The sequence below is a fragment of the Kitasatospora sp. NBC_01539 genome, from assembly GCF_045040525.1.
Taxonomy (GTDB): Bacteria; Actinomycetota; Actinomycetes; order Streptomycetales; family Streptomycetaceae; genus Kitasatospora.
Map to the genome: position 1 here is coordinate 748,229 of NZ_CP109390.1, position 25,779 is coordinate 774,007.

Genomic DNA, 25,779 nt, shown 5'->3' on the forward strand with positions numbered 1-25,779 from the left:
CCGACGCGGGGGGTCGCACATGTCGAACACCGTTCTGCTGCTCCTGTCCCTCGGCCCGCTCGCCCTGATCCTGGCGCTGATCGCCGTACAGCGGGCGAACGAGGTCGACGACGCGTACACCGGGGAGGTGACCGACCGGTGGGTCAGCACGTCGTCCGGCACCTACGGCACGACGACCCGCTGCATGGTGCGGATCCGCACCGACGGGGGCCGGGAGCTCGCCGTGGCGGTGGACGGCCGGACGTACCAGGCGCTCGGCGTCGGCGACCGGGTGGTCAAGACGCCGGGTACGCGCTGGCCGGTGCGGTCGGAGTGACGGGCTCCGCCGGCGACTCCGCCCGGCTCGGGACGGCGGGGAGGGTCGGGGTGACCGGGAGGACCGGGGTGACTGGGAAGTCCGAGGGCTCCACGACGGGGCCGTCCGGGCCGCCCGGGGCGTCCGCCCGTCCGTGGCGGCCCGGCGTCGTGCCGAAGGCGAGCCGGAACGCCTCGATGAAGCTGCTGGGCGTGGCGTAGCCGCAGGCCGCTGCCGTCGCGGTGACCGTGCGGCCGGTCGCGAGCAGGGTCAGCGCGTGCTGCAGCCGCAGCTGGGCCCGCCACTGCGGGAAGCTCATGCCGGTCTCCCGCCGGAAGAGGCGGCTGAGCGTGCGCTCGGACGCCCCGACGGCCGTGCCCAGCTCGGCCAGCGTCCGCGGATCACCCGGGTCGGCGCCGAGCAGGGCGGCGACGTCGCGCAGCCGGGGGTCCTGCGGGGTGGGCAGCCGCCGGTCGAAGGAGGGCGCCTCGGCGAGTTCGTCGAGCGCGACCAGTTCCAGGCGCTCGCGGCGGCCGCCGGTCGGCGCGTGCGGCCCGCTGAGCACGCCGATCACCTCGCGCAGCAGCGGACTCACGGCCAGCACGGTGGGGGCGTCGAGGGCGAGCGGGTTGACGTCGGCGGCGAAGGTCAGGCAGCGCAGCTCGCTGGGCCCGTGCGCCCGGTGCGCGTGCGGCACACCGGCCGGGATCCACACCGCGCGGTGGCCCGGCACCGCCCACGAGCCGCGCGCGGTGGAGACCTGGAGCACGCCGCGGGCGGGGCAGATCAGCTGGTTGACGCTGTGGAAGTGCCAGTCGATGCGTTCGCGGTCGGCCAGCGGCACCCTGCTGGGGCCCTGCGGATCACGGCGGGTTGTCGACACAAGATGTCAGAATACCGAAAGCCCGCACCCGGTCGCGGACGCCAGGCTGGTCGCCGTCAGCGGACACCATGGACGGCAGGGGGCACGGCGCATGGCCGGCACACGGCACCAGCAACCACAGCGGCACCGTCGCGAAGGGCACGGCACGGGCGCGACGCCACCAGCGCCACCAGCGGCAACGGAAGCGACGGCAGCCACGGCGGCCGGGCAGGACACCCGGCAGGGGGTGTGGCGGCGGATGCGGCTGTGGGGCCTGGCGCACGCCGTCGACGACCTCTACCAGGGGCTGGTGCCCGCGGTCGTGCCGTACTTCGTGCTCGACCGCGGTTACGGCTACGTCGCCGCAGGCGGGCTCACCCTGGCCGCCACGCTGGGCAGCTCGGTGCCGCAGCCCGCGATCGGGATGGCCGTCGACCGGATGCGGCTCGGCCGGCTGCCCGCGGCCGGACTCGCCCTCGCCGGCATCGGGCTGGGCCTGTCGGGCCTGGCGCACTCGTACGCCGCCGTGTGGGCGCTGGTGCTGCTCTCCGGGCTGGGCGTGGCGATGTTCCATCCGTCCGCGGGCAAGGCCGCCCGGGAGGCCGCCGGGGACAGTACCGCCGCGATGAGCGTCTTCGCGGCGGGCGGCAGTGTCGGCTTCTTCCTGGCGCCGGTGCTCGCCACCCCCGCCCTGGCGGCCTGGGGCGTGCGGTCGACCCTCCTCTTCATGCCGCCCGCCCTCCTGATGGCGTACGTGCTGCTGCGCGGCCGCCACCGGCAGCGCGCCCTCGCCGCGGCGCGGGCGGCACAGGTGCGGAACGGCGCCGACCGGTGGCCGCCGTTCCTGGTGCTCACGGCGGTGGAGGTGGTGCGGTCGGTGGTCTTCTTCGGTGTCAGCACCTTCGTCGAGCTGTACTGGCTGCGCGACCTGCACGCCTCGCACGCCCTGGCGGGCACCGCGCTGGCGTGCTTCCTCGGCGGCGGTGTCGCCGGGACGCTCGGCGGCGGGCGGCTCGCCGACCGGATCGGCATGGTGCGCACGGTGCAGCTGGGCACGGCACTGGCGGTGCCCGCGCTCGCGGGGCTGTGCCTGGCACCGGGCCGACTGGTGCCGCTGCTCTTCGCGGTGCTGACCGGCGCCGCCCTGAACCTGCCGTTCGCGGTGCTGGTGAAGCTCGGGCAGGACTACCTGCCCACCCGGCCGGGAACGGCGGCCGGCGTCACGCTGGGCCTGGCCGTGAGCGCCGGCGGGCTGGTGGCACCGCTGCTGGGCCTGGTGGCGGACGCGCACGGGCCGCAGGGCGTGCTCGCGGTGCTCTGCGGGGTGCCGGTGGCCGGGCTGGCGCTGGGTGCGTTCCTGGTGGAACCGGGGCAGGAGGCGGGTCCGTCGTCGCCGGTGTGACGGGGGCCATGTCGGGGGTGGTGGTGCGGGGGTGGGTGGTGGGCGGGGGGTGGGGTGGTGGTGACGGTCTGTCGATGGTGTGGGCGGGGTCACGGGGGTTTTTCGGTGACGGGGGCCACATCGGGGGGTGGTGGTGGGTGGTGGGTGGCTCAACGGTGGGGGCGGGTGGGGTGTCGTACCGGTGGTAACGGTGCTCTGGCCTGCGGTGAAACCGAAATGCTGGATTTGTCCGGTTCGGCCTCGTAGCTTCGAAACCAGTGCAGCGAGCCACCGCGGCCCCCGGGCCGAAGGAGCGGGTTCCGCAGCACCGAGGAACGCAAGGCCCATCGCTGGGCCTGTCGACGCAGGGTCCGGCCGTACGGTCGTGGCCCGCCCGGAACCGCCCGGGACACCGAGAGGAACCGTATGATCTTCCGTCGCGAGACCACCACCGCCGGCACCACCACCGCCACCCCGGGCAAGCGCCGGGTGCGGATGGCGGTCATGGGCGGCGCGCTGGCCGTCCTGCCGGTGGCCGGGCTCGTCACGGCGAACACCGCCTCCGCCGCGCCGGTCTCCACCTGGGACAAGGTCGCGCAGTGCGAGGCGACCGGCAACTGGGCGGTCAACTCGGGCAACGGCTTCTACGGCGGTCTGCAGTTCACCTCGCAGACCTGGGGCGCCTTCGGCGGCCACGCCTACGCCGCGAACGCGCACCAGGCCAGCAAGGCCCAGCAGATCGCCGTCGCCGAGAAGGTCCTGGCCGCGCAGGGCCCCGGTGCCTGGCCGGTCTGCTCCGTCAAGGCCGGCCTCACCCGCTGAGCCCTGGCACCCGAACCCGCTGAACACCCGGCCGGGACCCGGCCGACCCCGCGCGTAGCCCGCGCCACCCGAACGGCCCGCACCCCTACCCCGGGAGCACGGCCGCCGACGCCCCCTGCACCGCCGCGACCCGGCGAGGCAGGGGGCTCGCCGTTTTCCGGGATCACGGACGGACGACGACCGCCGGCGGCGGGAACGGCTCCCGCAGGGTGAAGGCCTGCGGGCTGTCGATCGGGACGAGTAGGCGAGCAGGCGAGCGATCCGCGCACCGCGCGCGGGACCGAGCCGGAACGGGCCGGGGCCGCCACCGGCGTACAGGTGGCGGCCCCGGCCCGGCAGCGGCGTCAGGCGTAGGCGTTGAACTCGGTGACCGACCACCAGGAGGTGGCCGTGCCGGTCTGCACGACCTTCACGTACCGGGCGCTCTGCGCCGGGAAGTCGACCGTCACCAGCGCCCCCGCACCACTGCCGGACGCCACCGCCGACCCCCACGACACCCCGTCCGAGGACAGGAACACCTGGTAGCCCCGCGCGTAGTCGTTCGCACTGCCACCCGAGTCCATCGAGATCCGCGCCAACGACCGCACCGCACCGGTGTCCACCGTGATGCTCTGCCCCGACACCATCGGCGCACCCGACGACCAGCGCGTCCCCGCGACACCGTCCAGCATGTTCGCCGCCACGTCACCGCCCCCGGTCGAGGACGCCGACGCCGACCACCCCGTCCGCGGCAGGACGGTCGGCGAACCGCCGGTGCCGCCGCCGGTGGTGTACGCGTTGAACTCGGTGACCGACCACCACGAGGTGGCCGTGCCGGTCTGCACGACCTTCACGTACCGGGCGCTCTGCGCCGGGAAGTCGACCGTCACCAGCGCCCCCGCACCACTGCCGGACGCCACCGCCGACCCCCACGACACCCCGTCCGAGGACAGGAACACCTGGTAGCCCCGCGCGTAGTCGTTCGCACTGCCACCCGAGTCCATCGAGATCCGCGCCAACGACCGCACCGCACCGGTGTCCACCGTGATGCTCTGCCCCGACACCATCGGCGCACCCGACGACCAGCGCGTCCCCGCGACACCGTCCAGCATGTTCGCCGCCACGTCACCGCCCCCGGTCGAGGACGCCGACGCCGACCACCCCGTCCGCGGCAGCAGGGTGAGCCCGCCGCCGGTGCCGCCGCCGGTGGTGACGGTGGTCTGGCCGGTCAGGCGGAGGTCACGGGAGGAGGAGCCGACGGAGACGGTGTGGGTGCCGGCGGCGGTCGTCCACGAGCCGGACCAGTACTGGAAGCTGCGGGCGTCCAGGGTGAGGGTCACGTGCTTGGTCTGTCCCGGGTCGAGGGCGACCTTCTGGAAGCCGCGCAGGTTCTTCGGCGGCTCACCGCTCGCGGCCGGCTGGCCCACGTACACCTGGGCGACCTCGGAGCCGGCACGGGTGCCGGTGTTGGTGACGTCGAAGCCCACCGCGACGCTGCCGGAGGCGTCCGGCGCGGAGACGGTCAGGCCGGAGTAGCCGAAGGTGGTGTACGAGAGGCCGTAGCCGAACGGGAAGAGCGGCGCCTTGTTCTTCGCGTCGTACCAGCGGTAGCCGACGTTGATGCCCTCCGTGTACTGCACGCTGCCGTTCTGGCCGGGCCACTGGGCGGCCGTCGCGGCCGGCACGTCGGCGAGCGACTTCGGGAAGGTCACCGGCAGTTTGCCGGAGAAGTTGGTGTCGCCGTAGAGCAGGGAGGCGATCGCCGTGCCGTCCTCCTGGCCGGGGTACCAGTTCTCCACGATGCCCTGCACCGCGTCGGCCCACGGCATGGTCACCGCGGAGCCGCTGTTGACGACCACCACCGTCCGCGGGTTGACCGCGGCGACATCGGCGACGAGCTGGTTCTGCGCGGCGGAGAGGTCGATGTCGCGCAGGTCGGAGCCCTCGGACTGGAAGTCGCTGACGAAGACCACGGCGACGTCGGAGGTGCGGGCGGTGGCCACGGCCTGGTCGTGCGGCGTCTGGCCCGGCACCTGCCAGCCGAGGGCCGCACTGCTGCCGCCGCCCGCCTGGTAGTAGTCGACCTCGATGCTCACCGGCTGCCCGGCGGTCAGCGTGATGCTGCCGGTGCGGGTCGTCGGGCCCTGGTTGTACCAGTTGTTGATGACCTGCTGGCCGTTGACGATCAGCCGGGAGCCGTCGTCGCTGTTCAGCGAGAACTGGTAGCTGCCGCTGGTGGGGGGCGTCAGGGTGCCCGTCCACTTCACCGACCAGTTGGTGGTGTTGACGCCCGGCGCGGGCGAACGGCCGCCCCAGACGGTGTCGACGGCGGAGTCCACCCGGCTCGTCACCACGGCGCCGGAGAGGTCGGTGCTGTTGTGGTACTCGCCGTACAGGCCCGTACCGGTGCCCGAGGACGGCTTCAGGACGGACGTCGGCACGGGCGGCAGCGAGCCGTCGGCCGACGGCACCCCCTGCGCGAACGTGACGGTGGCGGACGATCCCGCCCGGTCCTTGATGCCCTGGTAGGGCGTCACGACGTACGGGGCGTTGACCGCGGCACTGCCGCCGCCCTGGGTCATGGCCCCGGCACCCGCGCTGTCGCCGATCACCGCGATCGAGCGGACCGACGGGGCCACCGGCAGCACGGACGCGCTGTTCTTCAGCAGGACGCTGCCGTCCTGGGCGACCTTCCGGGAGACGGCCGCGTTGGCGGCGGAGGTGACGACGGCGTCCCGGTTGCCGTTCTGGGTGCGGTCGAAGAGGCCGCGGCGGAACATCGACACGAGCACCCGCCGGGTGTGGTCGTCGACCGTCGCCTGCGTGACCTGCCCGGCGGCGACGGCGTTCGTCAGCGCGGTGCCGTAGTAGTCGCTGCCCGGCATCTCCACGTCGAGGCCGTTGTTGGCGGAGGCCACGGTGGAGTGGGTGGCGCCCCAGTCGGCGGTGATGAAGCCCTTGAAGCCGAACTCACCCTTGAGGATGCCGTTCTGGAGCGGTCCGTTCTCGCAGGCGAAGGCGCCGTTGACGGCGGAGTACGAGCACATCGCGGAGTCCGCGCCGCCCTGCCGCACGGCGGTCTCGAACGCCGGGAGGTAGACCTCGTGCTCGGCCCGGTCGGAGACGACCGCGTTGTCGGCGATCGAGTTGCGATTGGTCTCCTGATTGTAGACCGCGAAGTGCTTCACCTGCGCCATCGGGCCCTGGCTCTGGATGCCCGTGATGTCCGCCGCGGCCAACTGGCCCGCGAGGTAGGGGTCTTCACCGAACGACTCGAAGGCCCGGCCCCAGCGCGGGTCACGGACGATGTTGACGGTCGGGGCGAGCACGACGTTGGTGCCCTTGCCCCACTGCTCGGAGCCGAGCACCTGGCCGTACTGCCGCATCAGGTCCGGGTCCCAACTCGCCGCCCCGGCCACGGGCGCGGCCAGCTGGGTCACGCCGGTCAGGCCGTCGCCCGCACCGACCGGGCCGTCCTGGAAGTGCAGCGCGGGAATGCCCAGCCGGGTGTTGGCGGGCACGCAGCCCGCGTAGCCGCAGGACGGGCCACCGTGCAGCATGGTGAGCTTCTCGGCCTGGGTCATCGCGGCGAGCAGTTCGTCGGCACGCTGCTCGGGGGTCTGGGCCGCGTTGGTCCAGGGCTGGTCTGCGGCCTGCGCGGGGGCGCCGAGGACGGCGAGCGCCCCGGCCACCAGCAGCGCGGCGACGGACCCGGCCAGGGCGGATCGCGGTTTCGGACGACGCACGGGGACTCCTGACGACAAGAGAGGCCGCGGGCCTGCACGGCACGCGGCCGAGTGGGGGGTGACCGCCGCCGGGCACCGGTCCGGGGCCGCCCCGGGTGGGGAGGCGGCCCCGGAGGGGCGGCGGACCGTTGGGGTCGCCGCGCGGGGGGTGGGTGCGGGGCCGGTGCCCGTGGTGGGGGTCCGGCGCTGCGGGTGGGGGTTCGGCGGTTCTGGTGGGGGCTCGGCGGTTCGGTGGGGGGTTCGGCGGTTCTGGTGGGGGCTCGGCGGTTCGGTGGGGGGTTCGGCGGTGGGGACGGCGTGCTCGTACGTGCGCGTGCCCGTACGGGCGGGTGGGGGTGCCGTCGCGCGAGGAGAGGCCGCCGGTGCGTGCGGTGGGGTGGGTGGGCACCGCGCAGCCTCAGAGAGCGCTCTCCCGGAGTCTGCTGGGACTCCGGGGACCTGTCAAGACATCGCACCGCACCGGCGGCGTCGACCATCGCAGCACAGGAGCTCGCGCACGGCTCGAAAACCCGCCCGGACCTGCCGGAACGTCACTCCGCAGCGCCGAATCCCGGCTCGGCCCCGACTCAAGGCCGGAGGCGCCGCACGGTCACAGGAAGGCGACACCTCGGGAGAGCGCTCACTCGCCCTCCCGGTCGTCAGCCCTCACCCCCGGGCGCTCCCCCGGGTGCTCACGCCTGCACGGGTGCGGCCGCGGCGACGCGGAAGCCGGTGTTCCCGGTCGAGCTGTCCGGCGTGTTGGAGCTGCGGGCCGCCACCCGGTAGCGGTTGCAGTACGAGTCGTGGCACATGTGCGAGCCCCCGCGCATCACGTGGGCGGTACCGGTGGGCGGCCCGACCGGGTCGACGCGCGGTCCCGTGCGGTGGAAGTCGGCGCTGAAGCGGTCGGCGCACCACTCCCACACGTTGCCGACCGTGTTGTAGAGGCCGAAGCCGTTCGGCCGGTACGAGCGGACGGGTGCCGTGCCGCGGTGCCGCCCGGTGTTCGACGTCGGGAAGACGCCCTGCCAGATGTTGAGCATCTCCCTTCCGTCCGGCGCGAGTTCGTCGCCCCACGGGTAGCGGCGCTGCTCCAGGCCGCCACGCGCGGCGTACTCCCACTCGGCCTCCGTGGGGAGCCGGGTGCCCGACCACGCGCAGTAGGCCCGGGCGTCGTTCCAGGAGACGTGCACCACCGGGTGGTTCTGCCGGGCGGCGAAGCCGGAGCCGGGGCCTTCGGGGTGCCGCCAGTCGGCACCCTCCACCGCGTGCCACCACGGGGTGCCGGCGACCGTACGGGACGCGGCCCGCAGCGCGTCGGGCAGGAACCCGGCGAAGACGAACGAGAAGCCGAACCGCTCGGCGTCGGTGACGTACCCGGTGTCCTTGACGAACGACGCGAACTCGGCGTTGGTGACCGCGGCCGGGGCGATCCTGAAGGCCCCGATCTCCACCGGGCGGACCGGCCCCTCGCCGTCCGCGGGGAAGCCCACCGGATCGTCGGTGCCCATCAGGAAGCGCCCGCCGGGCAGGTCGACCAGACCCCGGGCGGCCCGCAGCGCCGCCGGCGAGGGCCGCTCGGGCGCGGCGGGGTGCACGTCCGTGGGGTGCACGCCTGCGGGGTGCGCGTCCGCGGGGGCCCCGGCCGCGGGAGTCCGGGCCGCGGGGGCGGCGAGCGCGAGCAGGACGGGGCCCGCCGGGTCCTCGTCGGACGGCGGGTTTCCGGGGGTGCAGCAGGCGCGCATCGGTGCTTCCAGGGGGTCGTCGGGCGGGCGTGGTCGAGCCTAGCGGCCGTGGGAGGGAGCCCGGCCGGGCCGCCCGGAGCGTGGGGTGCTCCGGGCGGCCTGCGGCGAACCCCGGGTGGGGCCGGGGCGTTTCGGTCCCGGGCGGCCGGCGCCCGGGCGGATCAGGCCGACCGGTCAGCGGCCAGTGCGGACGCCAGCGCGGGTATGCCGAGCCGCTGTTCGTCCTGCGGCGTGGCCTGGTAGAGCAGGTTGGTCAGCTGGTGCGGGTCCGCGACGAGGTCGTAGTACTCGCGGAAGACCACCTCGCCGGTGCCGACGGGCTTGCCCGCGGCGTCCGTGTGGATCTTGTAGTACTCGGTGTACTGCTTGCTGTCGCTCACGTACGAGGACCACGTGTTCGGGCCGCCCGCGGCCGTGCCGTGCTTCCACCACTCGACCAGCAGGTGGTCGCGCCGGTACGAGGTGAGGAGGGAGTGGCCGTCGTGCGGGGTGTCCGGCGTGATGCCGGCCGCGTCGAGGATGGTCGGGGCGATGTCGATGTTGGCCACGATCCGGTCGTCGACGGTGCCCGCACCGAGGCCTCCGGCGGGCCACGAGACGTAGAACGGCACCTCGATGGACGGCCGGTAGGGCACCGACTTCTTCAGCCAGCCGTGGTCGGCCCAGGTGTAGCCGTTGTCGCCGAGGTAGATGACCAGGGTGTTGTCCAGCTGGCCGAGTGCGGCGAGCTTGTCGTGGAAGGCCTGCACCGCGTCGTCCACGGAGAGCAGGGTGCGGAGCTGACGGCGGCGCAGCGCCTGGCCGTCGGCGAGGGTACCGGTGGCCTCCTGGATGAAGCCGGGCTTGTCGCTGCGGTCGGGCTCGGTGACGCCGGGGCGGCCGTTCCAGGCCAGCACGGCCGTGTCGGCGTACTTCGCCTCGGGCGTGTTGGGCTCGTGCGAGGCCTTGGGGGCGACGAAGGCGAACCACGGGCGGGTGTCGGTGGCGGCCTTGTCGAGGAAGGCGAGGGCGCGGTTCTTGATGACCGTGGTGCTGTAGCCGGGGATGGTGCGCAGCGTGCCGTTGTCGTTCCAGGTGCCGTCGTTGTAGACGACGGGGCTCTCCAGCAGCCACTCCTCGAAGTGCGGCGGGTTGTCGGCGGCGTGCCAGGCGTTCAGGTACTTGCCGAAGAGGCCGGTACGGTAGCCGGCCTGCTTGAGGTAGCGCTGCACGGTGGTGTGCTGGTCGAGGTTGTAGGGCGAGGAGTTGTCGAGCACGCCGTGGTTGTGGGCCTGGCGGCCGGAGAAGATCGAGGAGCGGGACGGGGCGCAGAGGGGGGTGGCGACGTGGCCGCCGCTGAAGCGTACGCCGTGGTCGGCGAGCCAGCCGACGGTCTTCGGGGTGGCCCACTCGGTCTGCTTGGGCTGGTCGTCGGTGAGGATGACCAGGATGTTGGGGCGGCCTGCGGCGGGTGCGGCGGCAGCGGGCGTGGCGGCGGCCAGGGTGCCGAGGGCGGGTGCGGCGCCCGCGGCTGCGACGGCGGCGGCTCCGGCGAGGAATCCCCGGCGTCCGACGCGGTTCCGGTCGTTCCGGCTCATGAGGCGGTCCCTTCGTGAACGGGTGGGCGGCGCGGGTCGGCCGCGTGCGGACCGCGCCGGGGCCGCCGGGCGGCGCGCGTGCACGCCCCCGGGTCGGTCCGGCGCTGCCGCACGCGGCCGTGCGTCCGCCGGACGGCGGTGCACGGGTGGGTACGGTGGCCGGGCACCGCCCGGCCTGCGCTGGGTGCTTCGGGAACGATCTCCCGCAGCCCCGGAAGCGAAGGTAGGTGGCGCGGGAGAGGGCCCGCAATGCGGGCAGGGCGTTCACCATGCGGATTTCACAGTGCCGTTGCGGGACGTCACGCAAAGGTCGCCGACGCACCGTCAGCGGACGTACCGCTCCGCCCGCCGGTACATGCCAAGCGGGCGGAGCGGGGGTGCGCCGAGGCCGAGGCGCCGTACGCGGGCCGCACTCGGCCGTACGCGGGGCCGCACTCGGGCCGTACGCGGTCAGGCCGGGGTGCCGGTCCGTTCCTCCTGGGACACGGCCGACAGCGGGCGGGCGAGCGATTCCAGGCTGCGGCGTTCGGCCCGCACCCCGATGAAGGCCTCCACCAGGCCGGCGAGAGCCATCAGCGAGGCGCCGATGCAGAACGCGAGCGTGGTGTCGCCCGGCACCCCGCTGCCGACGAGCCCGTTGAAGAGCAGCGGGCCCGTGATGCCGCCGAGCGCCGTGCCGACGGCGTAGAAGAACGCGATGCACAGCGCGCGGGTCTCCAGCGGGAAGATCTCGCTCACCGTCAGGTACGCGGCGCTGGCACCGGCCGAGGCGAGGAAGAGCACGGCCGTCCAGCACGCCGTCATGCTCACCGCGTCGAGGGAGCCCTGCTGGAAGAGGTAGGCCGTCCCGAAGAGCAGCACACCGGAGCCGATGTACGTCCCCGCGATCATCGGTTTGCGGCCCACCGAGTCGAAGAGGTGACCGAGCAGGAGCGGGCCGAGGAAGTTGCCGATCGCGATGACCGCGAAGTAGTAGCCGGTGTGCCCCTCGGGCACGTCGAAGAACGTCGTGAGGATGACCGCGTAGCCGAAGGTCACCGCGTTGTAGAGGAACGCCTGGCCGACGAAGAGCGCGAGTCCGAGGACGGTCCGGCGCGGGTAGTCGCGGGTGACCGTGCGGGCGATCGCGAGGAAGGAGATCGCACCGCGCGGCTGGATCACGATGCTCTCCCCGGGCTTGTCCAGGGTCTTCCCGGCCTCGCGTTCCACGGTCCGTTCGGCCTCCGCCACCAGGCGGTCCGCCTCGGCGGCCCGGCCGTGGGTGAGCAGCCAGCGAGGGCTCTCCGGCACGTGGCGGCGGACGAGCAGGATGACCAGGCCGAGGACGACGCCGATGCCGAAGGCGAGCCGCCAGCCGACGTCGGTGGCGAAGAGCGCCGTGTCGAGCAGGGCGATGGAGGCGAAGGCCCCGACCGCTGCGCCGATCCAGAAGCTGCCGTTGATGATCAGGTCGATCCGGCCGCGGACCCGGGCCGGGATGAGCTCGTCGATCGCGGAGTTGATGGCCGCGTACTCGCCGCCGATGCCGAACCCGGTGAGGAAGCGGCAGATGAAGAAGAACCACGCCGTCCACGAGAAGGCCGTGACCGCGGTGGCGGCGAGGTAGACGGCCAGGGTGATCATGAAGAGCTTCTTCCGGCCCAGCCGGTCGGTCAGCCGTCCGAAGAAGAGCGCGCCGACGCAGGCGCCGGCGACGTAGAGGGCGGCGGCGGTGGTGGTGACCTGGGCGGTGCTGATGGCGATGCCGCTGCCGGGCTCCGCGAGGCGGCCGGCGATGTTGCCGACGATGGTCACTTCCAGGCCGTCGAGGATCCAGACGGTGCCGAGACCGATCACGATCCGCCAGTGCCACCGCGACCACGGCAACCGGTCGAGTCTGGCCGGTACGTCCGTTCGGACGGGTGGCCCGTAGTCCTTCGCGGCACCGCCGGACCGTGCGCCCGCTGCGATCCCCTGCATGGCTGCCTCCCGAGCCGGGTCGGGCCGGGCGGGGTCGGCCCGGCGCTGCACGGCGTCTGCCCGGCGGACCGGCGGGCACACCGCCCGCGCGGCGACGGATGCGGGCGGCGCGAACGGCGCGAACGGCGCGGGCTGAGGGTCAGTCGGGAGGCCCGCCAGGGCGGACCTCCTGCAGCAGGCCCCAGGTGAAGTCGGCCGTCCAGGGCCGCGGAGTGCCGGCCGAGTCGGGCGCGGTGAAGTCGAGGTGCCGCCGGGTCGGCGCACTGCCCTCCCGGAGCACGGCGGGCGGGAACGCCAGGGCGACGTCGCCGACGACGCGGCTCCACGGGGCGAGGTCGGCGACCGTCGTGGCGGCGGGGGGCGGCACATCCTCGGCGCGCACCAGCCACTCGTTCCAGACGGGGCCGCCGGCCGGGCCACCGCTGTGCGGGCCACCGCCGTGGGGGACGCCGCCCTGCGGGCCGAGCAGGATCTCGAAGCGCAGGTCCGGCCAGAGCGGCAACGGCCACTGCTGCGCCGTGCAGTCGAGGTCACCGATGCGGCGCGGCAGGACGACGGGCGGCGGGCCGAGCACCGCGGCGAAGCGGCGCGCGCCGTGCGGGAAGCGGGGCGAGCGGAGCATCGCCTGCCACCGCTTGTTCGCCTCCCGCATCGCGGCACGGGAGGATCCGAGCCGCTCGACCGCCTGCTCGACCAGCTCGGGCCGGAAGTCGGCCATCCGCCGCAGCAGCACCAGCTGGAACTCGGTGGTCGCGAAGCCGTGGATCGCCATCCGGCCAGGCTAGCCCGGCCCACAGCCCTCCTGCCGCGCGCCCGGACCGGCCGCACCCGCGGTGGTCCCGGCCCGGACGACCTGCCGGGATCGACCCGGCTCCGGGCGGTCGGCTCCGTCAATATGTCGACCTGGCGACAGTGCCGTCGGCGGACGGTCGGCGCAGTCGTCTCAAGTACCTTGCGGCGGGAGCCCGGTGGACCTCCCCGCTGTCCACGTACACTGACCGGCATGGCATGCCGCATCAGTGAGCTGGTCATCGACGCCGCCGACCCCGACCGGCTCGCCGCGTTCTGGAGCCGGGTCCTCGGCTACGTCGAACTCGGCCGGGAGGACGACGGAAGCATCGAGATCGGGCCACCTGACGTCGGCTTCGGCGGCCCGCAGCCCACCCTGATCCTCAGCCCCAGCAGCGACCCGCGGGCCGGGAAGCTCCGGCTGCACATCGACGTCAACGCCACCGACCGCGACCAGGACGCCGAGTTGGAGCGGCTGCTCGCCCTCGGCGCCAGGCACGCCGACGTCGGCCAGACCGGCACCGAGAGCTGGTACGTCCTGACCGACCCGGAAGGCAACGAATTCTGCCTCCTGCGCACCCGGCTCAAGCCCATCTGATCCCTGCACGAGCCTGCACCGAACCGTTCGGTGCCCGAGCCGTTCGGTGCAGGCTTCCCTCGGTGCCCGAGCCGTTCGATGTCCACTTACCTCGGTGCCCACTTACCTCGGTGTCCGAGCCGGTCGGTGCCCGAGCCATCCGGTATCCGAGCTATCCGGCCTCCGAGCCGGTCGGTGTCGGATTGGCGCTGCGCTCCTACGCCGGTTGCTCGGCGCGGGCCGCGACCGGCTTCGGAGTGAGGCGCAGCACGAGCACGTACGAGACCACCACGGCGACGATGACCAGCGGCACGACGGTGACGCCGTCCGACCCGATGAGGAGGGTGGCGAGCAGCACCGAGGTCAGGGGGAGCTTCAGCATGGCCACGCACATCGCGCCGATGCCCATCGCCAGTCCGGCCGTGGTGCCCAGGCCGGGCAGGTGGGAGAGCGCGAGTCCGCCGGCGGCGCCAGCGAACAGCGCCGGGAAGACGGGGCCGCCCCGGAATCCGCTCATCGTGACGGCGTAGGCGAGTGCCTTGCAGGCGGTGAGCACGGCGAGGGTGACGGCCGAGTAGCCGGTGCTCGCCGAGATCAGGGGTGCGAGCTGGTCCTGCCCGGAGTAGAGCACCTCGGAGATGTCGTTGCCGGTGCCTTCCGCGTACACGAGGGCGATCAGGCCGACGACCACGCCGGCCAGCACGGTGCCCACGACGCGTCGGCGATCGACCCGGTCCTGCAGGACGAGGGCGACCCGGTGGATCGCCGTACCCACGAGGGCGGCGGCGATGCCGATGACGAGGGCCCAGCCGAACCCGGCGAGGTCGGGCCGGCTTGCGTGGGGCACGTCGCCGAGGCCGAGTGAGTAGGTGCCCAGCCCGGTCCACGAGCCGAGGCCGGTGAAGATGAGTGCGCCGATGCCGGCCGCGAGCAGGCCCGGCACCAGGACCATCCCGAGCATGGCGCCGCCGATACCGGACGCCTCCATGAGGAGGAAGGCTCCGATCAGGGGCGAGCCGAGCAGGGTGCTGACGGCGGCGAAGCTCCCGGCGACGCCCACGACCTCGGCGCCTTCCTTCGGGAAGTCGCGCTTGGCCAGGCGGACGGCTCCGATGGCCAGCCCGCTGCCGAGGGCGATGAGCGGCGCCTCGGGCCCCAGCACCGCGCCGAGGCTGAGGGTGGTCAGTGCCGCCAGGGCGATGCCGGGGAGGTCGACCGGCCGGGTCTGGCCGGTGGCGACCAGTCCTTCCGCGGGCTTGTGCCCGGCGGTGCCGGGCAGGTGGCGGATGGTCAGGGCGACCAGTAGTCCGGCGATGGCGAGCAGCGGCACCGCCCACCACGACGGGGTGCCGTCGAAGCCCAGGCCCTTCGGCAGGTCGGTGTAGACGAGCGACTGGAGTTCGGAGACGAGGGCGAGGAAGCCGAACGCCGCCGCCGACACCGGCACGCCCAGCACCGCCGCCACCACGAGCACGATGACGTAGCCGCGGGTCCGGACGAGCGCGTACGGGTCCTTGGCGGCCGTCTCGGGCCGTCCGCCGGGTCCGTCCGGCATTGCGCACCGCCTCCTCAGCACTCGATCCGGGGCGCCGCACGGGCGCCGGTGGGCCGTCGGCCCGTGGTGTCATGCCTGGTGTCCCGATCCATCACCGGTCGTTCCAGGCGGCAGCCGTCGTCCCGGAGATCGGGCGGACCGGAGATCGGGCGGACCGGAGATCGGGCGGACCGGCGGGGGGCCATCAGGGCAGGCCCACCCGGGCGGGCCGCTCAGGAGGCGGCCGGGTCGGCCACGGCGGGCAGACGGCCGTCCCGGACGGCGTCGACCAGTGTCCGGTGGTCGCGCTCGTTCTGGTCGGCGTAGCTCTCCCCGAAGACGGCGAGCGCCCGGTCGAAGGCCTCGCCGCCGCCGAGGTACCCGGCGATGGCGATCCGGTCGCCGGAGCGCGCGTGCGCCCGGGCGAGCGTGGCACCGCAGATCTCGCCGAACGCGTGCATGCCCTGCGGCACCATCAGTTCGGGCTGGGCGATGCCCTTCCAGTCGCGCAGCTGCCGGACGTAGAAGTCGCGGCGCCTGCCGTCGATGCCGTCGACGTGCTCCCAGCCGAGGAAGATGTCGCTGGCGGCCTGCATCAGCCGCTGGCCGGAGACGACGCGCTCGCCCTGGTTCTTGTACACGCTGGCGCCGACGTGGGGGGCGAGCACCGAGGGGCCCGCCTCCTTGGCCTGCAGCAGGAGCGGGTCGCCGCCGTCACGGCCCAGCATGAGGAAGATCCAGCAGCGGGTGCCGACGCTGCCGACGCCGACGACCTTGCGCGCCACGTCGACCAGGCGGTAGTCGTCCAGGAGGGTGCGCCGGTCGGAGGCCAGCGTGCGGCCGTAGCGCGTGACGAGCTTCTTCAGCTCGCCCTCCAGCGCGCTGCGTTCGACGTCGGGCAGCAGGTCCCCGATCGGTGTGAGCAGCGGCGGGTCCGCCGCGATCCGCAGCTGCCCGCCGACCGTCTCGGTGAGCTTCTCGAAGGCCTGCAGGCTGTCGCGGGTACGGGCCTTGGCCATCGTCTTCGCCAGCGCCTTCCGGCCCCGCTTGGCGAGGCGTCCGGCCGCCAGGTCCTGGAGCCGCTCCGCGTCGATCCGGGCGTACCAGACGTCGAGGTTGCGCATCCCGGCGAAGCGGGTCATCGCCTCGCGGTACGCCCGTACGGCGGCCTGCACGATGTCGGCGCGTTCGGCGTCGTCGAAGTCGTTGGCCCGGCCGGCGATGACGAAGCTGGTCGCGAGCCGCTTGACGTCCCACTCCCAGGGGCCGGGCAGCGTCTCGTCGAAGTCGTTGATGTCGAACAGCAGGTTCCGTTCGGGTGACGCCAGCAGGCGGAAGTTCAGCAGGTGTGCGTCGCCGCAGAGTTGGGCGCGGATGCCGGAGTCGGGGGTGCCGGCCAGGTCGGAGGCCATGATCGCCGCCGCGCCGCGGTAGAAGCGGAACGGCGACTCGGTCATCCGCCCGTAGCGGATCGGTACCAGCTCGGGCACCCGGGTGGCCGACTGGGCTTCGAGGATGTCCAGCGGGTCCGGGCGGTCGGCCGGGGGCCGGTACTCGGCGTGAGCCGAACGGGGTACGGCGCGGCGGGCCGCCCTGCCGCGGGCCGTCCGCTGCTCCGGGGTCTCGCCGGGCACCGCGCGGATCGCCGCACCGGATTTCTCTGCCATCGGGGTCTCCAGACTGCCGCACGGCCGTGGCCGCGGCCTCCAGGGCACCTGCCGGGGCCCGTCGGTGACGCTGCACCGGCCCGCCGTGAGAACGTCGTGGCCGGGACGGGCGGGGTGCTCGCAGCACCATCATCACGGACGGCACCGGTTCCGGCATTGCCGACACGGGTGGCCCCGGCAGCGGTCGGCGGGCGGCGGCAGCACCACCCGGACACGCCGCCCCGGTGGTGGGCGGACGCGCCGGAGTATCTCCTGGGAAGGCGAATCAGCCGTCCGCCGCCCGTCGTGGCGGCGGACGGCCATCGACCCAGGGAGAGCGCGATGGCCTCGAACGAGTCAGGGGCGGAGCCGGCCGACCCGGACGGCACGCCCCCCGCAGAGGGGTCGGCGCCCGACGGCGCCTCGCCCTCCGGGCCGCCTACGGGCGGTCCCGCGAAGACCCCGCCCGGCGGGTCGTCACCGGCGCCGGCCCCGACGCCGCCTCCGGCACCACCCACACCCACGCCCGCCCCCACAGCTGAGACCCCGACAGCCGCAGCAGCAGCACCGGCGGCAGCGGCACCGGCGGTTCCGGCCGCGGCGCCGACGCCGCCGCCGGCCGGCGGGCCGGGGGAGGTCGAGGAACTGAAGCAGCGGATCGCCCTGCTGGAGAAATCGGCCCCGCACCACCGGCGTCACCACTTCTGGCGGACCACCGGCTCCACCGTCCTGATCGTCGTGGCCTCCCTCCTCGCGCTGCTGTCCGTCATCGCCGTGTGGACGAGCAGCTTCGTCGGCGACACCGACCGGTACGTCGCCACGGTCGCCCCGCTCGCCTCGGACCCGGACGTGCAGGACGCGGTCAGCGCACGCGTCACCTCCGCGGTACTGGAGCAGATCGACGTCAAGGCGCTGGTCAAGCAGTTGTCCGACGCCGCGGCGCAGCAGGGGGTGCCGGCGGAGGCCTCCACCCTGATCAACGGTCTGAGCGGCCCGATCACCAGCGGCCTGACCGAGCTGGTGAACTCCACCGTCCACAAGGTCGTCTCCAGCAGCGCCTTCGAGAAGATCTGGACCGACGCGAACCGCGCCGGGCACAGCGCCGTCGACAAGGCGCTGACCGGCGAGGGCGGCGGCGTCGTCTCGCTGGAGAACAACCAGGTCGCCATCGACATCGGCCCCCTGGTGGCGCAGGTGAAGGACCAGCTGGTGAGCTCCGGGCTCGGGGTCGCGGCCAAGATCCCCGAGGTGCACACCCAGTTCGTCGTGTTCGCCTCGAAGGACATCGGCAAGGTCAAGTCGTACTTCCGCCTGCTGGAGATCCTCGGCACCTGGCTGCCGATCATCACGGTGCTGGTCGCCGCGGCGGGCGTCTTCCTGGCCGTCAACCGGCGCCGGGCGCTCGTCGGGGCCGCCGTCGGCGTGGCCCTCGCGATGCTGCTCGTCGGGGTCGTCCTCACGGTGTTCCGGGCGTTCTACCTCGACCACCTGCCGCCGGGCGCGAACCAGGCCGCGGCCGGGACCGTGTACGACACGCTCATCCGGTTCATGCGGGCGAGCGTCCGCGCGGTCGGCGCACTGGCCGTGATCACCGCCCTCGGGGCCTTCCTGATCGGCCCGTCGCGGGTGGCGGTCGCGGTCCGTACGGCGTGCCGCCGGGCGGTCTCCGCGCTGCGGGAGGTCGCCTACTCGTTCGGGCTCCGGCTGGGCGCGGCCGGCCGGTTCGTCCACCGCTACAAGCGGTGGTTCGGCGCCCTGATCCTCGCGGTGGCGGCGATCGTGCTGTTCACCTGGAGCTACCCGACCGCCGCGGTGGTGACGTGGATCGCCGTGATCGTGCTGATCGCCTTCGCCGTCCGGGAGTTCCTCGACACCGGACCGGAGGAGGGCGCGCAGGGCCCGCCGACGGGGCCGGGCGGCGCCGCTCCGGTCAGCCGCTGAGCTTCGCCCGGTCCTCGCGGTCGCGCCGGGCTCCGACCCGCCGCCAGATGGCCCGCTGGCAGCGGAGCGTCCCGGTGCCGACCACGATCAGCACCACGATGTTGAGCAGCAGCTGGATCAGCGAGCCCCGGGCCTCCGTCCAGCTGGTGAAGGCGACGGACACGCCGATGTCCGCGGCGGCCGGGATCGTCGTGACCGAGATGAACACGCCGAGCAGGGCGCTCGTGCGGGCCTCGGTGAGCGACACGATGCCGACGATCCCGGCCAGGGTCGCCACCGCCACGGAGAAGAAGTTCGGTGTGTTGATCAGGTTGGACACGGGCCGCAGCCCGATGTCGAACGCCTGGGACTGCAGCCCGAAGGCCCGGATCAGCACGCTGAAGGCGAACGTGGCCGTGATCGCCAGGGCGAAGCCGAGGCCCAGCGCGAGGAAGCCCCGCCGGACCCGCGGACGGTCACCGCGGTCGATGCCCAGCGCGATGCTGACGATCGCCCCGTACTCGGGGCCGACGACCATGGCGGCGACGATGAGGATCTGGGAGTTGGTGACGATGCCGACCGATCCGATCAGCCCGGCGATGACGAGGTAGAGGAAGAAGCTCGGCGCGTACGTGCCCTCGGCGCGGATCCTCGCCTCGACCTGCTCCCAGACCGGCGCGCGGGTGAGCGGTCCGAGGCGGCGCGAGCCGATCTCGGCGGCCCGCCCGGAGAACGCGATGTCCACCGGCTCGATGACGATGGAGCCGCGGCGGTCCAGGTGCACCGCGCGCAGCGACTTCAGCACCTCGTTCGCCGCGCCGGTCAGGACGTCGCAGGCGATCGCGTCACCGTCCGGGTTGCGGGCGGCGCCGGGCGACACGATCAGGTTGAGCACGCAGGGATCACCCGCGAGGAGGCCGACCACCCGGTCGGTGAGGTCCGGCGGACTCACCGCACGGACGTGGATCATGTCCATACGGAGCCTCCCCGCGAGCCGGCCCTCACGACGGCGTCCCTCCTGCGGACGCCCCGGGCGTGGGTACGGGCGCGGCGTCCGGGGCGGGGCTCAGCAGCACCACGGTGTCCCCGGCCTGCGGGGTCGGCACCCGGGTCACGGTGACCGGGACGAGGCTGCCGTCCGGGCGGACGAGGAACAGCAGTTCGTGCCGGGCCGGCAGGGCGCCGTCGACCCGGTGGGTGACGATCCGCGCCCCGGACGCGTACCGGCGGACCAGTTCGGGGCGGGTCAGTCCCGCGTCGAACAGCGCGTCACCCCCGGTGAAGCGCGCCACCACGCCCTTGCTGTCGGCGGGCGGGCCCAGGCGGTGGACGGGCCCCTCCACGCTCTCCCGCAGCGTCATCGCGGCGAGCGCGTTGAAGTCGTCCTCCTGGGTGAGGAGCAGGACACCGGTGATGCCCTCCAGCTCGGCGCCGGCGCCGGACGCGGCCGCGAGGAGCTCGCCGGCCGCGAGCTCCAGCCCGGCCTGCTCGATCTGCGTGCGCTGGTCGTCGGCTCCCGCCCACATCAGCACGTCCAGCCCGGCCGAACGCAGCGCGCGGCCCAGGTCGACGACCCACGGGTCGCCGCCCACCAGCAGCGGCCGCGACCGCGCAGGACGGAGCACCCCGAGCCGGCGGGCGGCCGGGTAGGCCGTGAGGCCGTACAGCATGACGGTGGCCACGATCACGACGAACGTCGCCGGGAGGATCCGCTCGGCGCCGACGATGCCCCGGTCGACGAGGGTGACGGAGAACGTCGACGCCGTGGCGGCGGCGACGATGCCGCGCGGCGCCATCCACCCGACGAACCACCGCTCGCCGCGCGGGACGTCCGTGCGGAGCGCCGCCAGGTGCGCCACCAGCGGCCTGGTGACGAGGACGAGCACGGCCACCAGGGCGAGCGTGGGCAGCACCACGTGCCGCAGCGAGGCCGGGGTGACGGTGGCCGAGATGGAGACGAACAGCAGGCCGATGATCAGCGAGACCAGCGTCTCGAAGAACGGCCTGCGGGCGGGGATGTCCACTCCCGGGAGGTTGGCCATCGCCATCCCCATCACCACGGCGGCGATCAGGCCCGTGTCGTCGCGGAAGGCGTCGCACGCGGCCGCCACCCCGACCACTGCGGCGAACTGCACCGTCGTGCCGAGCACCTCACCGAGCCGCAGCCGCCGGAGCAGTTCCCACAGCACCCACGCGCCCACCGCTCCCCCGGCCAGTCCCACCCCGGCGCTGATCCAGAACGCCCCGGCCTGCCGCGCCAGACCCTCGTGGTCGGAGCTGGTCACCGCGTGGAAGACCAGTGCACCGAGGATGCCGCCGACCGGGTCGATGAGCGAGCCCTCCCAGATCAGGATGCGCTGCAGCCGCTCGGACGGGCGGACGAAGTTGAGCAGCGGCCCCACCACCGTGGGCCCCGACACCACCAGGATCGCGCCCAGCATGACGGCCGCCCGCTTCGACATGTCGAGCACGGGCACGGCGAACAGCGCCGCCGACGCCCAGGTCAGCAGGGTGCCGAGCCAGAGCAGCCTGATGACGACGCGCCGGTTGTGCCCGGTGAGCCGCTTCAGGTCGAGGCCGAGCCCGGCGTCGTAGAGGATCACGGCCACGGCCAGCGAGACCAGCGGGGAGAAGGCCTCGCCGAGGAGCAGCTGCGGGTTGACGTCGTCGGTGAGCGCGCCCGCGGTGAAGCCCGCGGGCAGGAGGAGGAGCAGGGCCGGCACGCGCAGACGGCTCGCCAGCAGCTGGCACCCGACCGCCAGGACGACGATGATCCCCACACCGGCGAGTACGTCGTCGGCGGTCACGGGCGTCCCTCCCCGGGATGCGGTCCACCGGCCGGCACGTCCGTGCCGACGGCCGTCGAGCCCGCCCCTGCGGTCACTGCTGTCTCCCGTCGCCGCTCGTCCCTCGTACGCCGAGGGCCGGTACCGGGGGACCACCATCGCCGGGAACCGCCGCCACCGGGGCGGCGGCTCGCCCGGCCCGCCCGCACCGGGCGGCGATGTCCCCCGGACGGCGCAACGCGGCGCGGCACGGCACGGCACGGCGCGACGCGACGCGGCAGGTGGGACCAGGTGGCGCGGCGTGCGTGCGGGCCGGTCAGACGCCGGGCCCGACCACCACGTTGTCCAGCGCCTCGCCGGCCGCGTAGCGGTCCAGCTGGGTGCGGAGCAGGCGCAGCGCCCGCGGGAGGAACGCCGAGCTGTTGCCGCCCACGTGCGGGCTGATCAGCGTGCGCGGGGCGCTCCAGAGCGGATGCCCCGCGGGCAGCGGCTCCGGGTCCGTGACGTCGAGGGCCGCGGAGAGCCGGCCGCGGCCGAGTTCGGCGAGCAGCGCCCCGGTGTCGACCACCGCGCCCCGCGCCACGTTGACCAGCAGGGCCTCGTCCCGCATCGCGGCGAGGAACCGGGCGTCCACGAGACCGCGGGTCTCCGCGGTGAGCGGCACCGTCAGCACCACCACGTCGGCCCGGGGCAGCAGGCCGGGCAGCTCGGAGAACGCGTGCACCGGCCCCCGGGCGGCCGTACGGGCGCTGCGGGCCACCCGCAGGATGTCGCACTCGAACGGGACGAGTCGCTCCTCGACGGCCGCGCCGATCGAACCGTGCCCGACGAGCAGCACGGTACGGTCGGCGAGCGACGGGAACGAGCCGCCCCGCCACTCACCGGCGTCCTGCGCCCGGACGAAGCCGGGCACCCCTCTGAGCGCCGCCAGCAGCAGCGTCACGGCGAGTTCGGCGGTGCTGGCGTCGTGGACACCCCGGGCGTTGCAGAGCGTCACGCCGGGCGGGACGAACGGCCGGAGGTCGTCGACGCCCGCCGACAGGCTCTGCAGCACCCGCAGCCGGGGCATCCGCTCCAGCAGCGGCAGCGCGGCGGCCGCCCGGGTGTAGGGGACGACGAAGAACTCGACCTCGCGGAGCACCGACGCGGGTGGCGGCTCCGTGGCACCGTCCCAGACCTCCACCCGCAGCCCGGGGAGGCCGCCGAGCCGGTCGGGCGGGTACGGGAGCAGGATCCTGGCGGGCGCCCCGCCAGAGGCGGCACCGCCGGACCCTGCGGGGTCGACGGGGCCGGTCGGGTTCGTCGGGCTCACGGGGCTCATGAGGTGATCTCATCAGCCTGCGGGCGCCACGGCAATCGACGGCCGCCGACCTGCCCGGCCTTCTGTCCGAGCCCTGCGCGGCCCCTGCGCGGCCTTCCTGCCGGGCGCGGTGCCCGAGTGCAGGGCACCGCGCGGGCGCCCTGCACTCGGGGTGGCGGTCAGGTGCGCTGCCGTACGGCGCTGCGGAGGACGAAGGACGCCACCACCTCGAAGAGGCCCAGCAGGAGCAGCCACAGCCCGAGAAGCCGGGCCAGGGCCACCGCGGACTCGACCGGGTAGGCGAGGACGACGATACCGGCGATGACCCCGAGTGCGCCGAGGAAGACGGCGAGGCCGCGGCCGGGTGCCCCGCGGGACCCGAGCGCGACGAACAGCGTCAGGATGCCGGCCAGCAGCCAGTAGGCGCCGACGATGAGGGCGAGGAAACCGACCGTCTGCAGCTGGTGCCGGAGGCAGAGCACACCGGCGAGGACGGCCAGCAGGGAGAGCACGACGTGCAGCACGCGTGCGCCGGCCGAGTCGTCCTGGGTGAAGGCGGTCACGAAGCGGACCCCGCCGGCGACGAGCAGCTGCAGGCCGATGATGATCGCGACCACCCGGGCGGTCTCCTCGGGCCAGCTGAGCATGACGACGCCGGCGACGATGGTCAGCACGCCGAATCCCAGCGCCCACCACCATGACCTGCCGAGTCCTGCGAGCCAGTCCTGCGGGTCCGCCGGGGTGGTTCCGAGAGGTGTTGTCACGGCTCGACTCCCTCACGTGCCAGGGGCTTGCCGGGGGCGGAACGCCCTACCCCTTCACAGGAAGTGTCGCCCCTCCGGCGCCGTGGGGCATCACCACCCGTTCGGGCGATGGACGCCCGGGCGGGGACGGACCCGGGCGGGGTGCCGCCCGCCCGGGGCGTCGGGGTGCCGCGGGCGGGCGGAGTACGGACCGGGCTGCCCGAAATCCGGCCGACGGGCCGGACCCCGCGCCGGCCCGGTGGCGGCGGGTGTCAGGCCAGCGCGGTGACGGGCGCGAAGCTGGTGTCGCTGCGGAAGAGGTCGCTGCCGTCGGCCGGGTCGACCCGCAGTTGGTAGCTGCTGTGGCGCAGGTAGCGGCCCGGGTAGTTGTAGGACTCCAGGCGCACGCTGCCCACGATGGTGCCGGCGCGGGGAACGAAGGTGGCGTCGCCGGCGAAGGTGGACGTGCCGTCGTTCGGGTCGAACCGGGCGCGGAAGCCGTAGTGCCGCAGGTAGTTGCCGGCGGAGTCCCGGAAGGAGAAGGCGTTGCCGTCGGCGAGGCCCGCCACGACGGAGAACGTCGACGCCTGCCGCTCCGCGGCCGCGCTGGACGAGCCGACCACCGGGAGGTTCAGCAGGCCCGACTGGTTCTGCCAGTGCCGGGTCGGGAAGTTCACCGACTGCAGCGACCGCGTGGTGCCGGCGGTGAGCACGGCGCTCGCGGTGACCTGCTCCCGGAGGACGGTGAAGTGGCGGGCCGTGCCCGAGATGCCCGGCAGCGCCTGCGGCGCCGACCAGGTGGTGAAGGTGTCGTAGCTGTCGCTGAAGTAGTACTGGCCCGCTCCGTAGCCGTCGAAGAAGAGGCGCCAGCCGCCGTTGTCGAGCTTCACCAGGGCGGGGCCTTCGCGGTAGCTGCCCCAGCCCGCCCAGTCGCCGGTCTTCCTGATGGTGTAGGGCCCCGCGAGGGACGTCGCGGTGGCGTACTCGATGTACTTGGTCGTCTCGTTCTTGGTGAAGGCGTGGTAGGTCGACCCGATCTTCACGATGAAGGTGTCGATGTGGTTGGGGCCGATGCCCGCGAGCGCCGTCGGCGCCGTCCAGGCGGTGAGGGCGGAGGTGGTGGCCCGCAGCAGGTAGGGGGTGAAGTTCCACTCGTCGCTGGTGACCGAGCAGGAGACCACGACGTTGACCGAGCCGTCCGTGTCGACGAACCACTCGGGCGCCCAGGCGCGCGACAGGTCGGCGATCGGCACGGTGTGGTCGTAGAGGTGTGTCCAGGTGGTCCGGTCGGTGCTGCGGGCGAAGCCGATGGTGGTGCTGGCGTCCTGCCAGGTGTGGGTGGTGTAGGTGAGGTAGTAGGCGCCGTCGGTGTGCCTGAAGACGCTCGCGTCGCGGATCCGGTCGGCGGGCGGCGTGTAGGCGGCGCTCTTGAGCAGGCGGAAGTCGGTGGCGTCGTCCGACTGGTAGACGTTGACCGTCGCGTCACTGGCGTTGGTGAACGCCACGACGGTGTACCGGTCGGCGGAACCCGCCGCCGGGGCGGCGGCCCGGGCGGTGCCGGCCAGCACGGGCAGCTCGGCGGCCAGGAAGGCCGAGGCCGGCAGGACTGTCATCGCCCGGAGGAGGGTCCGGCGGGACGGGGTACGAGCGTTCATGGTCTTCCCTGGGGGTGGGGGTGTGCGGCGGGGCCTGAACGGCCGCTCGGCGCCGTGCCCGCGACGGCGCTTCCGATCACCGGCGCTGGATGGAAGGGCAGTCGGCGGGGATGCGGCCGGGCCGGGCGTGAAGGCAAGGCTGCGGCCCGGCCCGGTCCGGTCGGGCACGGGAGTCCGATGTCCGGCCGCGCGGGGGTACGGGGGGTACGGGCGGCACCGACGATCTGTTTGCGTTAACAAACGGCTGTGAGTGAGTGTGGTCCGGCGACCGGACGGCGTCAAGCGCTTGCCCACACGTCTCGTTCATCCCGCGCCCGTTGCGGCGGGCACGGTCCGGCGCTCCACCGCAGGCCGTCGAGCACCACCGGAACGGGCTCCGCCACAGGCCAGGGGACTCACCCCGCGGTCCACTCCTCCAGTCCCATGGGGTTCCCAACACCACTCCCCCACTGTGTGGTTGCCGCATGCGCCGGCCACACCACCT

The 25,779-nt window shown here is 73.9% G+C and carries 18 protein-coding genes; 5 read left to right on the forward strand and 13 right to left on the reverse strand.

Annotation, left to right across the window (positions count from 1 at the left end):
* Nucleotides 1-19: 19 nt before the first annotated feature.
* Nucleotides 20-316, forward strand: a complete 297-nt coding sequence (locus OG335_RS03240) for a hypothetical protein (protein ID WP_405009436.1) — start codon at nucleotides 20-22, stop codon at nucleotides 314-316.
* On the opposite strand, the gene OG335_RS03245 is transcribed toward OG335_RS03240, so the two are convergent.
* On the reverse strand, nucleotides 276-1,178 hold the full coding sequence (locus tag OG335_RS03245; protein WP_405009437.1) for a helix-turn-helix domain-containing protein: 903 nt from the start codon (nucleotides 1,176-1,178) through the stop codon (nucleotides 276-278). The genes OG335_RS03240 and OG335_RS03245 overlap by 41 nt on opposite strands.
* Before the next feature lie 238 nt (nucleotides 1,179-1,416).
* Here OG335_RS03245 and OG335_RS03250 point away from each other — a divergent pair, with 238 nt between their 5' ends.
* Entirely contained in the window at nucleotides 1,417-2,559 is a 1,143-nt protein-coding gene (locus OG335_RS03250) for an MFS transporter (protein ID WP_405009438.1), read from the forward strand.
* A gap of 405 nt (nucleotides 2,560-2,964) precedes the next feature.
* On the forward strand, nucleotides 2,965-3,360 hold the full coding sequence (locus OG335_RS03255) for a transglycosylase family protein (RefSeq protein ID WP_405009439.1): 396 nt from the start codon (nucleotides 2,965-2,967) through the stop codon (nucleotides 3,358-3,360).
* A 344-nt stretch (nucleotides 3,361-3,704) separates the two neighbouring features.
* Here the strand turns inward: OG335_RS03255 and OG335_RS03260 are convergent, their stop codons facing one another.
* The 5 genes from OG335_RS03260 to OG335_RS03280 all read right to left on the reverse strand — a co-directional run bounded on the left by OG335_RS03260 (nucleotide 3,705) and on the right by OG335_RS03280 (nucleotide 13,117).
* Nucleotides 3,705-7,085, reverse strand: coding sequence for a glycoside hydrolase family 3 C-terminal domain-containing protein (locus OG335_RS03260; RefSeq protein ID WP_405009440.1), 3,381 nt, complete (start codon nucleotides 7,083-7,085; stop codon nucleotides 3,705-3,707).
* A gap of 671 nt (nucleotides 7,086-7,756) precedes the next feature.
* On the reverse strand, nucleotides 7,757-8,809 hold the full coding sequence (locus tag OG335_RS03265; RefSeq protein ID WP_405009441.1) for a formylglycine-generating enzyme family protein: 1,053 nt from the start codon (nucleotides 8,807-8,809) through the stop codon (nucleotides 7,757-7,759).
* Between the two features lie 161 nt (nucleotides 8,810-8,970).
* A complete protein-coding gene (locus tag OG335_RS03270; protein ID WP_405009442.1) occupies nucleotides 8,971-10,386 on the reverse strand; it encodes a sulfatase in 1,416 nt (471 codons plus the stop codon).
* A gap of 450 nt (nucleotides 10,387-10,836) precedes the next feature.
* Complete coding sequence (locus tag OG335_RS03275; protein WP_405009443.1) at nucleotides 10,837-12,345, reverse strand: MFS transporter; 1,509 nt, start codon at nucleotides 12,343-12,345, stop codon at nucleotides 10,837-10,839.
* Between the two features lie 139 nt (nucleotides 12,346-12,484).
* Nucleotides 12,485-13,117 (reverse strand): hypothetical protein, encoded by a 633-nt coding sequence (locus tag OG335_RS03280; protein ID WP_405009444.1) that lies wholly within the window; start codon nucleotides 13,115-13,117, stop codon nucleotides 12,485-12,487.
* A 231-nt stretch (nucleotides 13,118-13,348) separates the two neighbouring features.
* Here OG335_RS03280 and OG335_RS03285 point away from each other — a divergent pair, with 231 nt between their 5' ends.
* Entirely contained in the window at nucleotides 13,349-13,732 is a 384-nt protein-coding gene (locus OG335_RS03285) for a VOC family protein (protein ID WP_405009445.1), read from the forward strand.
* Between the two features lie 196 nt (nucleotides 13,733-13,928).
* On the opposite strand, the gene OG335_RS03290 is transcribed toward OG335_RS03285, so the two are convergent.
* Together OG335_RS03290 and OG335_RS03295 are read right to left on the reverse strand one after the other, a co-directional pair.
* Nucleotides 13,929-15,266 carry a chloride channel protein gene (locus OG335_RS03290; protein ID WP_405009446.1) on the reverse strand — a complete coding sequence of 446 codons (1,338 nt, stop codon included), beginning with the start codon at nucleotides 15,264-15,266 and terminating at the stop codon, nucleotides 13,929-13,931.
* A 212-nt stretch (nucleotides 15,267-15,478) separates the two neighbouring features.
* Nucleotides 15,479-16,912 (reverse strand): DUF2252 domain-containing protein, encoded by a 1,434-nt coding sequence (locus OG335_RS03295; RefSeq protein WP_405009447.1) that lies wholly within the window; start codon nucleotides 16,910-16,912, stop codon nucleotides 15,479-15,481.
* Nucleotides 16,913-17,629: 717 nt separating this feature from the next.
* Between OG335_RS03295 and OG335_RS03300 the strand changes: the two genes are divergently transcribed.
* Nucleotides 17,630-18,832, forward strand: a complete 1,203-nt coding sequence (locus OG335_RS03300) for a hypothetical protein (RefSeq protein WP_405009448.1) — start codon at nucleotides 17,630-17,632, stop codon at nucleotides 18,830-18,832.
* Here the strand turns inward: OG335_RS03300 and OG335_RS03305 are convergent.
* From OG335_RS03305 to OG335_RS03325, 5 genes are all read right to left on the reverse strand, one after another.
* A complete protein-coding gene (locus OG335_RS03305; RefSeq protein ID WP_405009449.1) occupies nucleotides 18,822-19,787 on the reverse strand; it encodes a DUF389 domain-containing protein in 966 nt (321 codons plus the stop codon). The genes OG335_RS03300 and OG335_RS03305 overlap by 11 nt on opposite strands.
* A gap of 25 nt (nucleotides 19,788-19,812) precedes the next feature.
* Nucleotides 19,813-21,618, reverse strand: a complete 1,806-nt coding sequence (locus OG335_RS03310) for a cation:proton antiporter (RefSeq protein WP_405009450.1) — start codon at nucleotides 21,616-21,618, stop codon at nucleotides 19,813-19,815.
* A gap of 295 nt (nucleotides 21,619-21,913) precedes the next feature.
* Entirely contained in the window at nucleotides 21,914-22,918 is a 1,005-nt protein-coding gene (locus OG335_RS03315; protein ID WP_405009451.1) for a 2-hydroxyacid dehydrogenase, read from the reverse strand.
* A gap of 158 nt (nucleotides 22,919-23,076) precedes the next feature.
* Nucleotides 23,077-23,661 carry an HdeD family acid-resistance protein gene (locus tag OG335_RS03320; protein ID WP_405009452.1) on the reverse strand — a complete coding sequence of 195 codons (585 nt, stop codon included), beginning with the start codon at nucleotides 23,659-23,661 and terminating at the stop codon, nucleotides 23,077-23,079.
* A gap of 251 nt (nucleotides 23,662-23,912) precedes the next feature.
* Nucleotides 23,913-25,253: a glycoside hydrolase family 43 protein gene (locus OG335_RS03325; RefSeq protein WP_405009453.1), complete on the reverse strand. Its 1,341-nt coding sequence runs from the start codon at nucleotides 25,251-25,253 to the stop codon at nucleotides 23,913-23,915.
* Nucleotides 25,254-25,779: the final 526 nt, after the last annotated feature.

What these genes read in the sequence shown, in the direction of transcription:
- OG335_RS03240 (WP_405009436.1), top strand. Translation starts at nt 20, where the DNA reads ATGTCGAACACCGTTCTGCTGCTCCTGTCCCTCGGCCCGCTCGCCCTG.
- OG335_RS03250 (WP_405009438.1), top strand. Translation starts at nt 1,417, where the DNA reads ATGCGGCTGTGGGGCCTGGCGCACGCCGTCGACGACCTCTACCAGGGG.
- OG335_RS03255 (WP_405009439.1), top strand. Translation starts at nt 2,965, where the DNA reads ATGATCTTCCGTCGCGAGACCACCACCGCCGGCACCACCACCGCCACC.
- OG335_RS03265 (WP_405009441.1), bottom strand. Translation starts at nt 8,809, where the DNA reads ATGCGCGCCTGCTGCACCCCCGGAAACCCGCCGTCCGACGAGGACCCG.
- OG335_RS03270 (WP_405009442.1), bottom strand. Translation starts at nt 10,386, where the DNA reads ATGAGCCGGAACGACCGGAACCGCGTCGGACGCCGGGGATTCCTCGCC.
- OG335_RS03275 (WP_405009443.1), bottom strand. Translation starts at nt 12,345, where the DNA reads ATGCAGGGGATCGCAGCGGGCGCACGGTCCGGCGGTGCCGCGAAGGAC.
- OG335_RS03280 (WP_405009444.1), bottom strand. Translation starts at nt 13,117, where the DNA reads ATGGCGATCCACGGCTTCGCGACCACCGAGTTCCAGCTGGTGCTGCTG.
- OG335_RS03285 (WP_405009445.1), top strand. Translation starts at nt 13,349, where the DNA reads ATGGCATGCCGCATCAGTGAGCTGGTCATCGACGCCGCCGACCCCGAC.
- OG335_RS03290 (WP_405009446.1), bottom strand. Translation starts at nt 15,266, where the DNA reads ATGCCGGACGGACCCGGCGGACGGCCCGAGACGGCCGCCAAGGACCCG.
- OG335_RS03295 (WP_405009447.1), bottom strand. Translation starts at nt 16,912, where the DNA reads ATGGCAGAGAAATCCGGTGCGGCGATCCGCGCGGTGCCCGGCGAGACC.
- OG335_RS03305 (WP_405009449.1), bottom strand. Translation starts at nt 19,787, where the DNA reads ATGGACATGATCCACGTCCGTGCGGTGAGTCCGCCGGACCTCACCGAC.
- OG335_RS03315 (WP_405009451.1), bottom strand. Translation starts at nt 22,918, where the DNA reads ATGAGCCCCGTGAGCCCGACGAACCCGACCGGCCCCGTCGACCCCGCA.
- OG335_RS03325 (WP_405009453.1), bottom strand. Translation starts at nt 25,253, where the DNA reads ATGACAGTCCTGCCGGCCTCGGCCTTCCTGGCCGCCGAGCTGCCCGTG.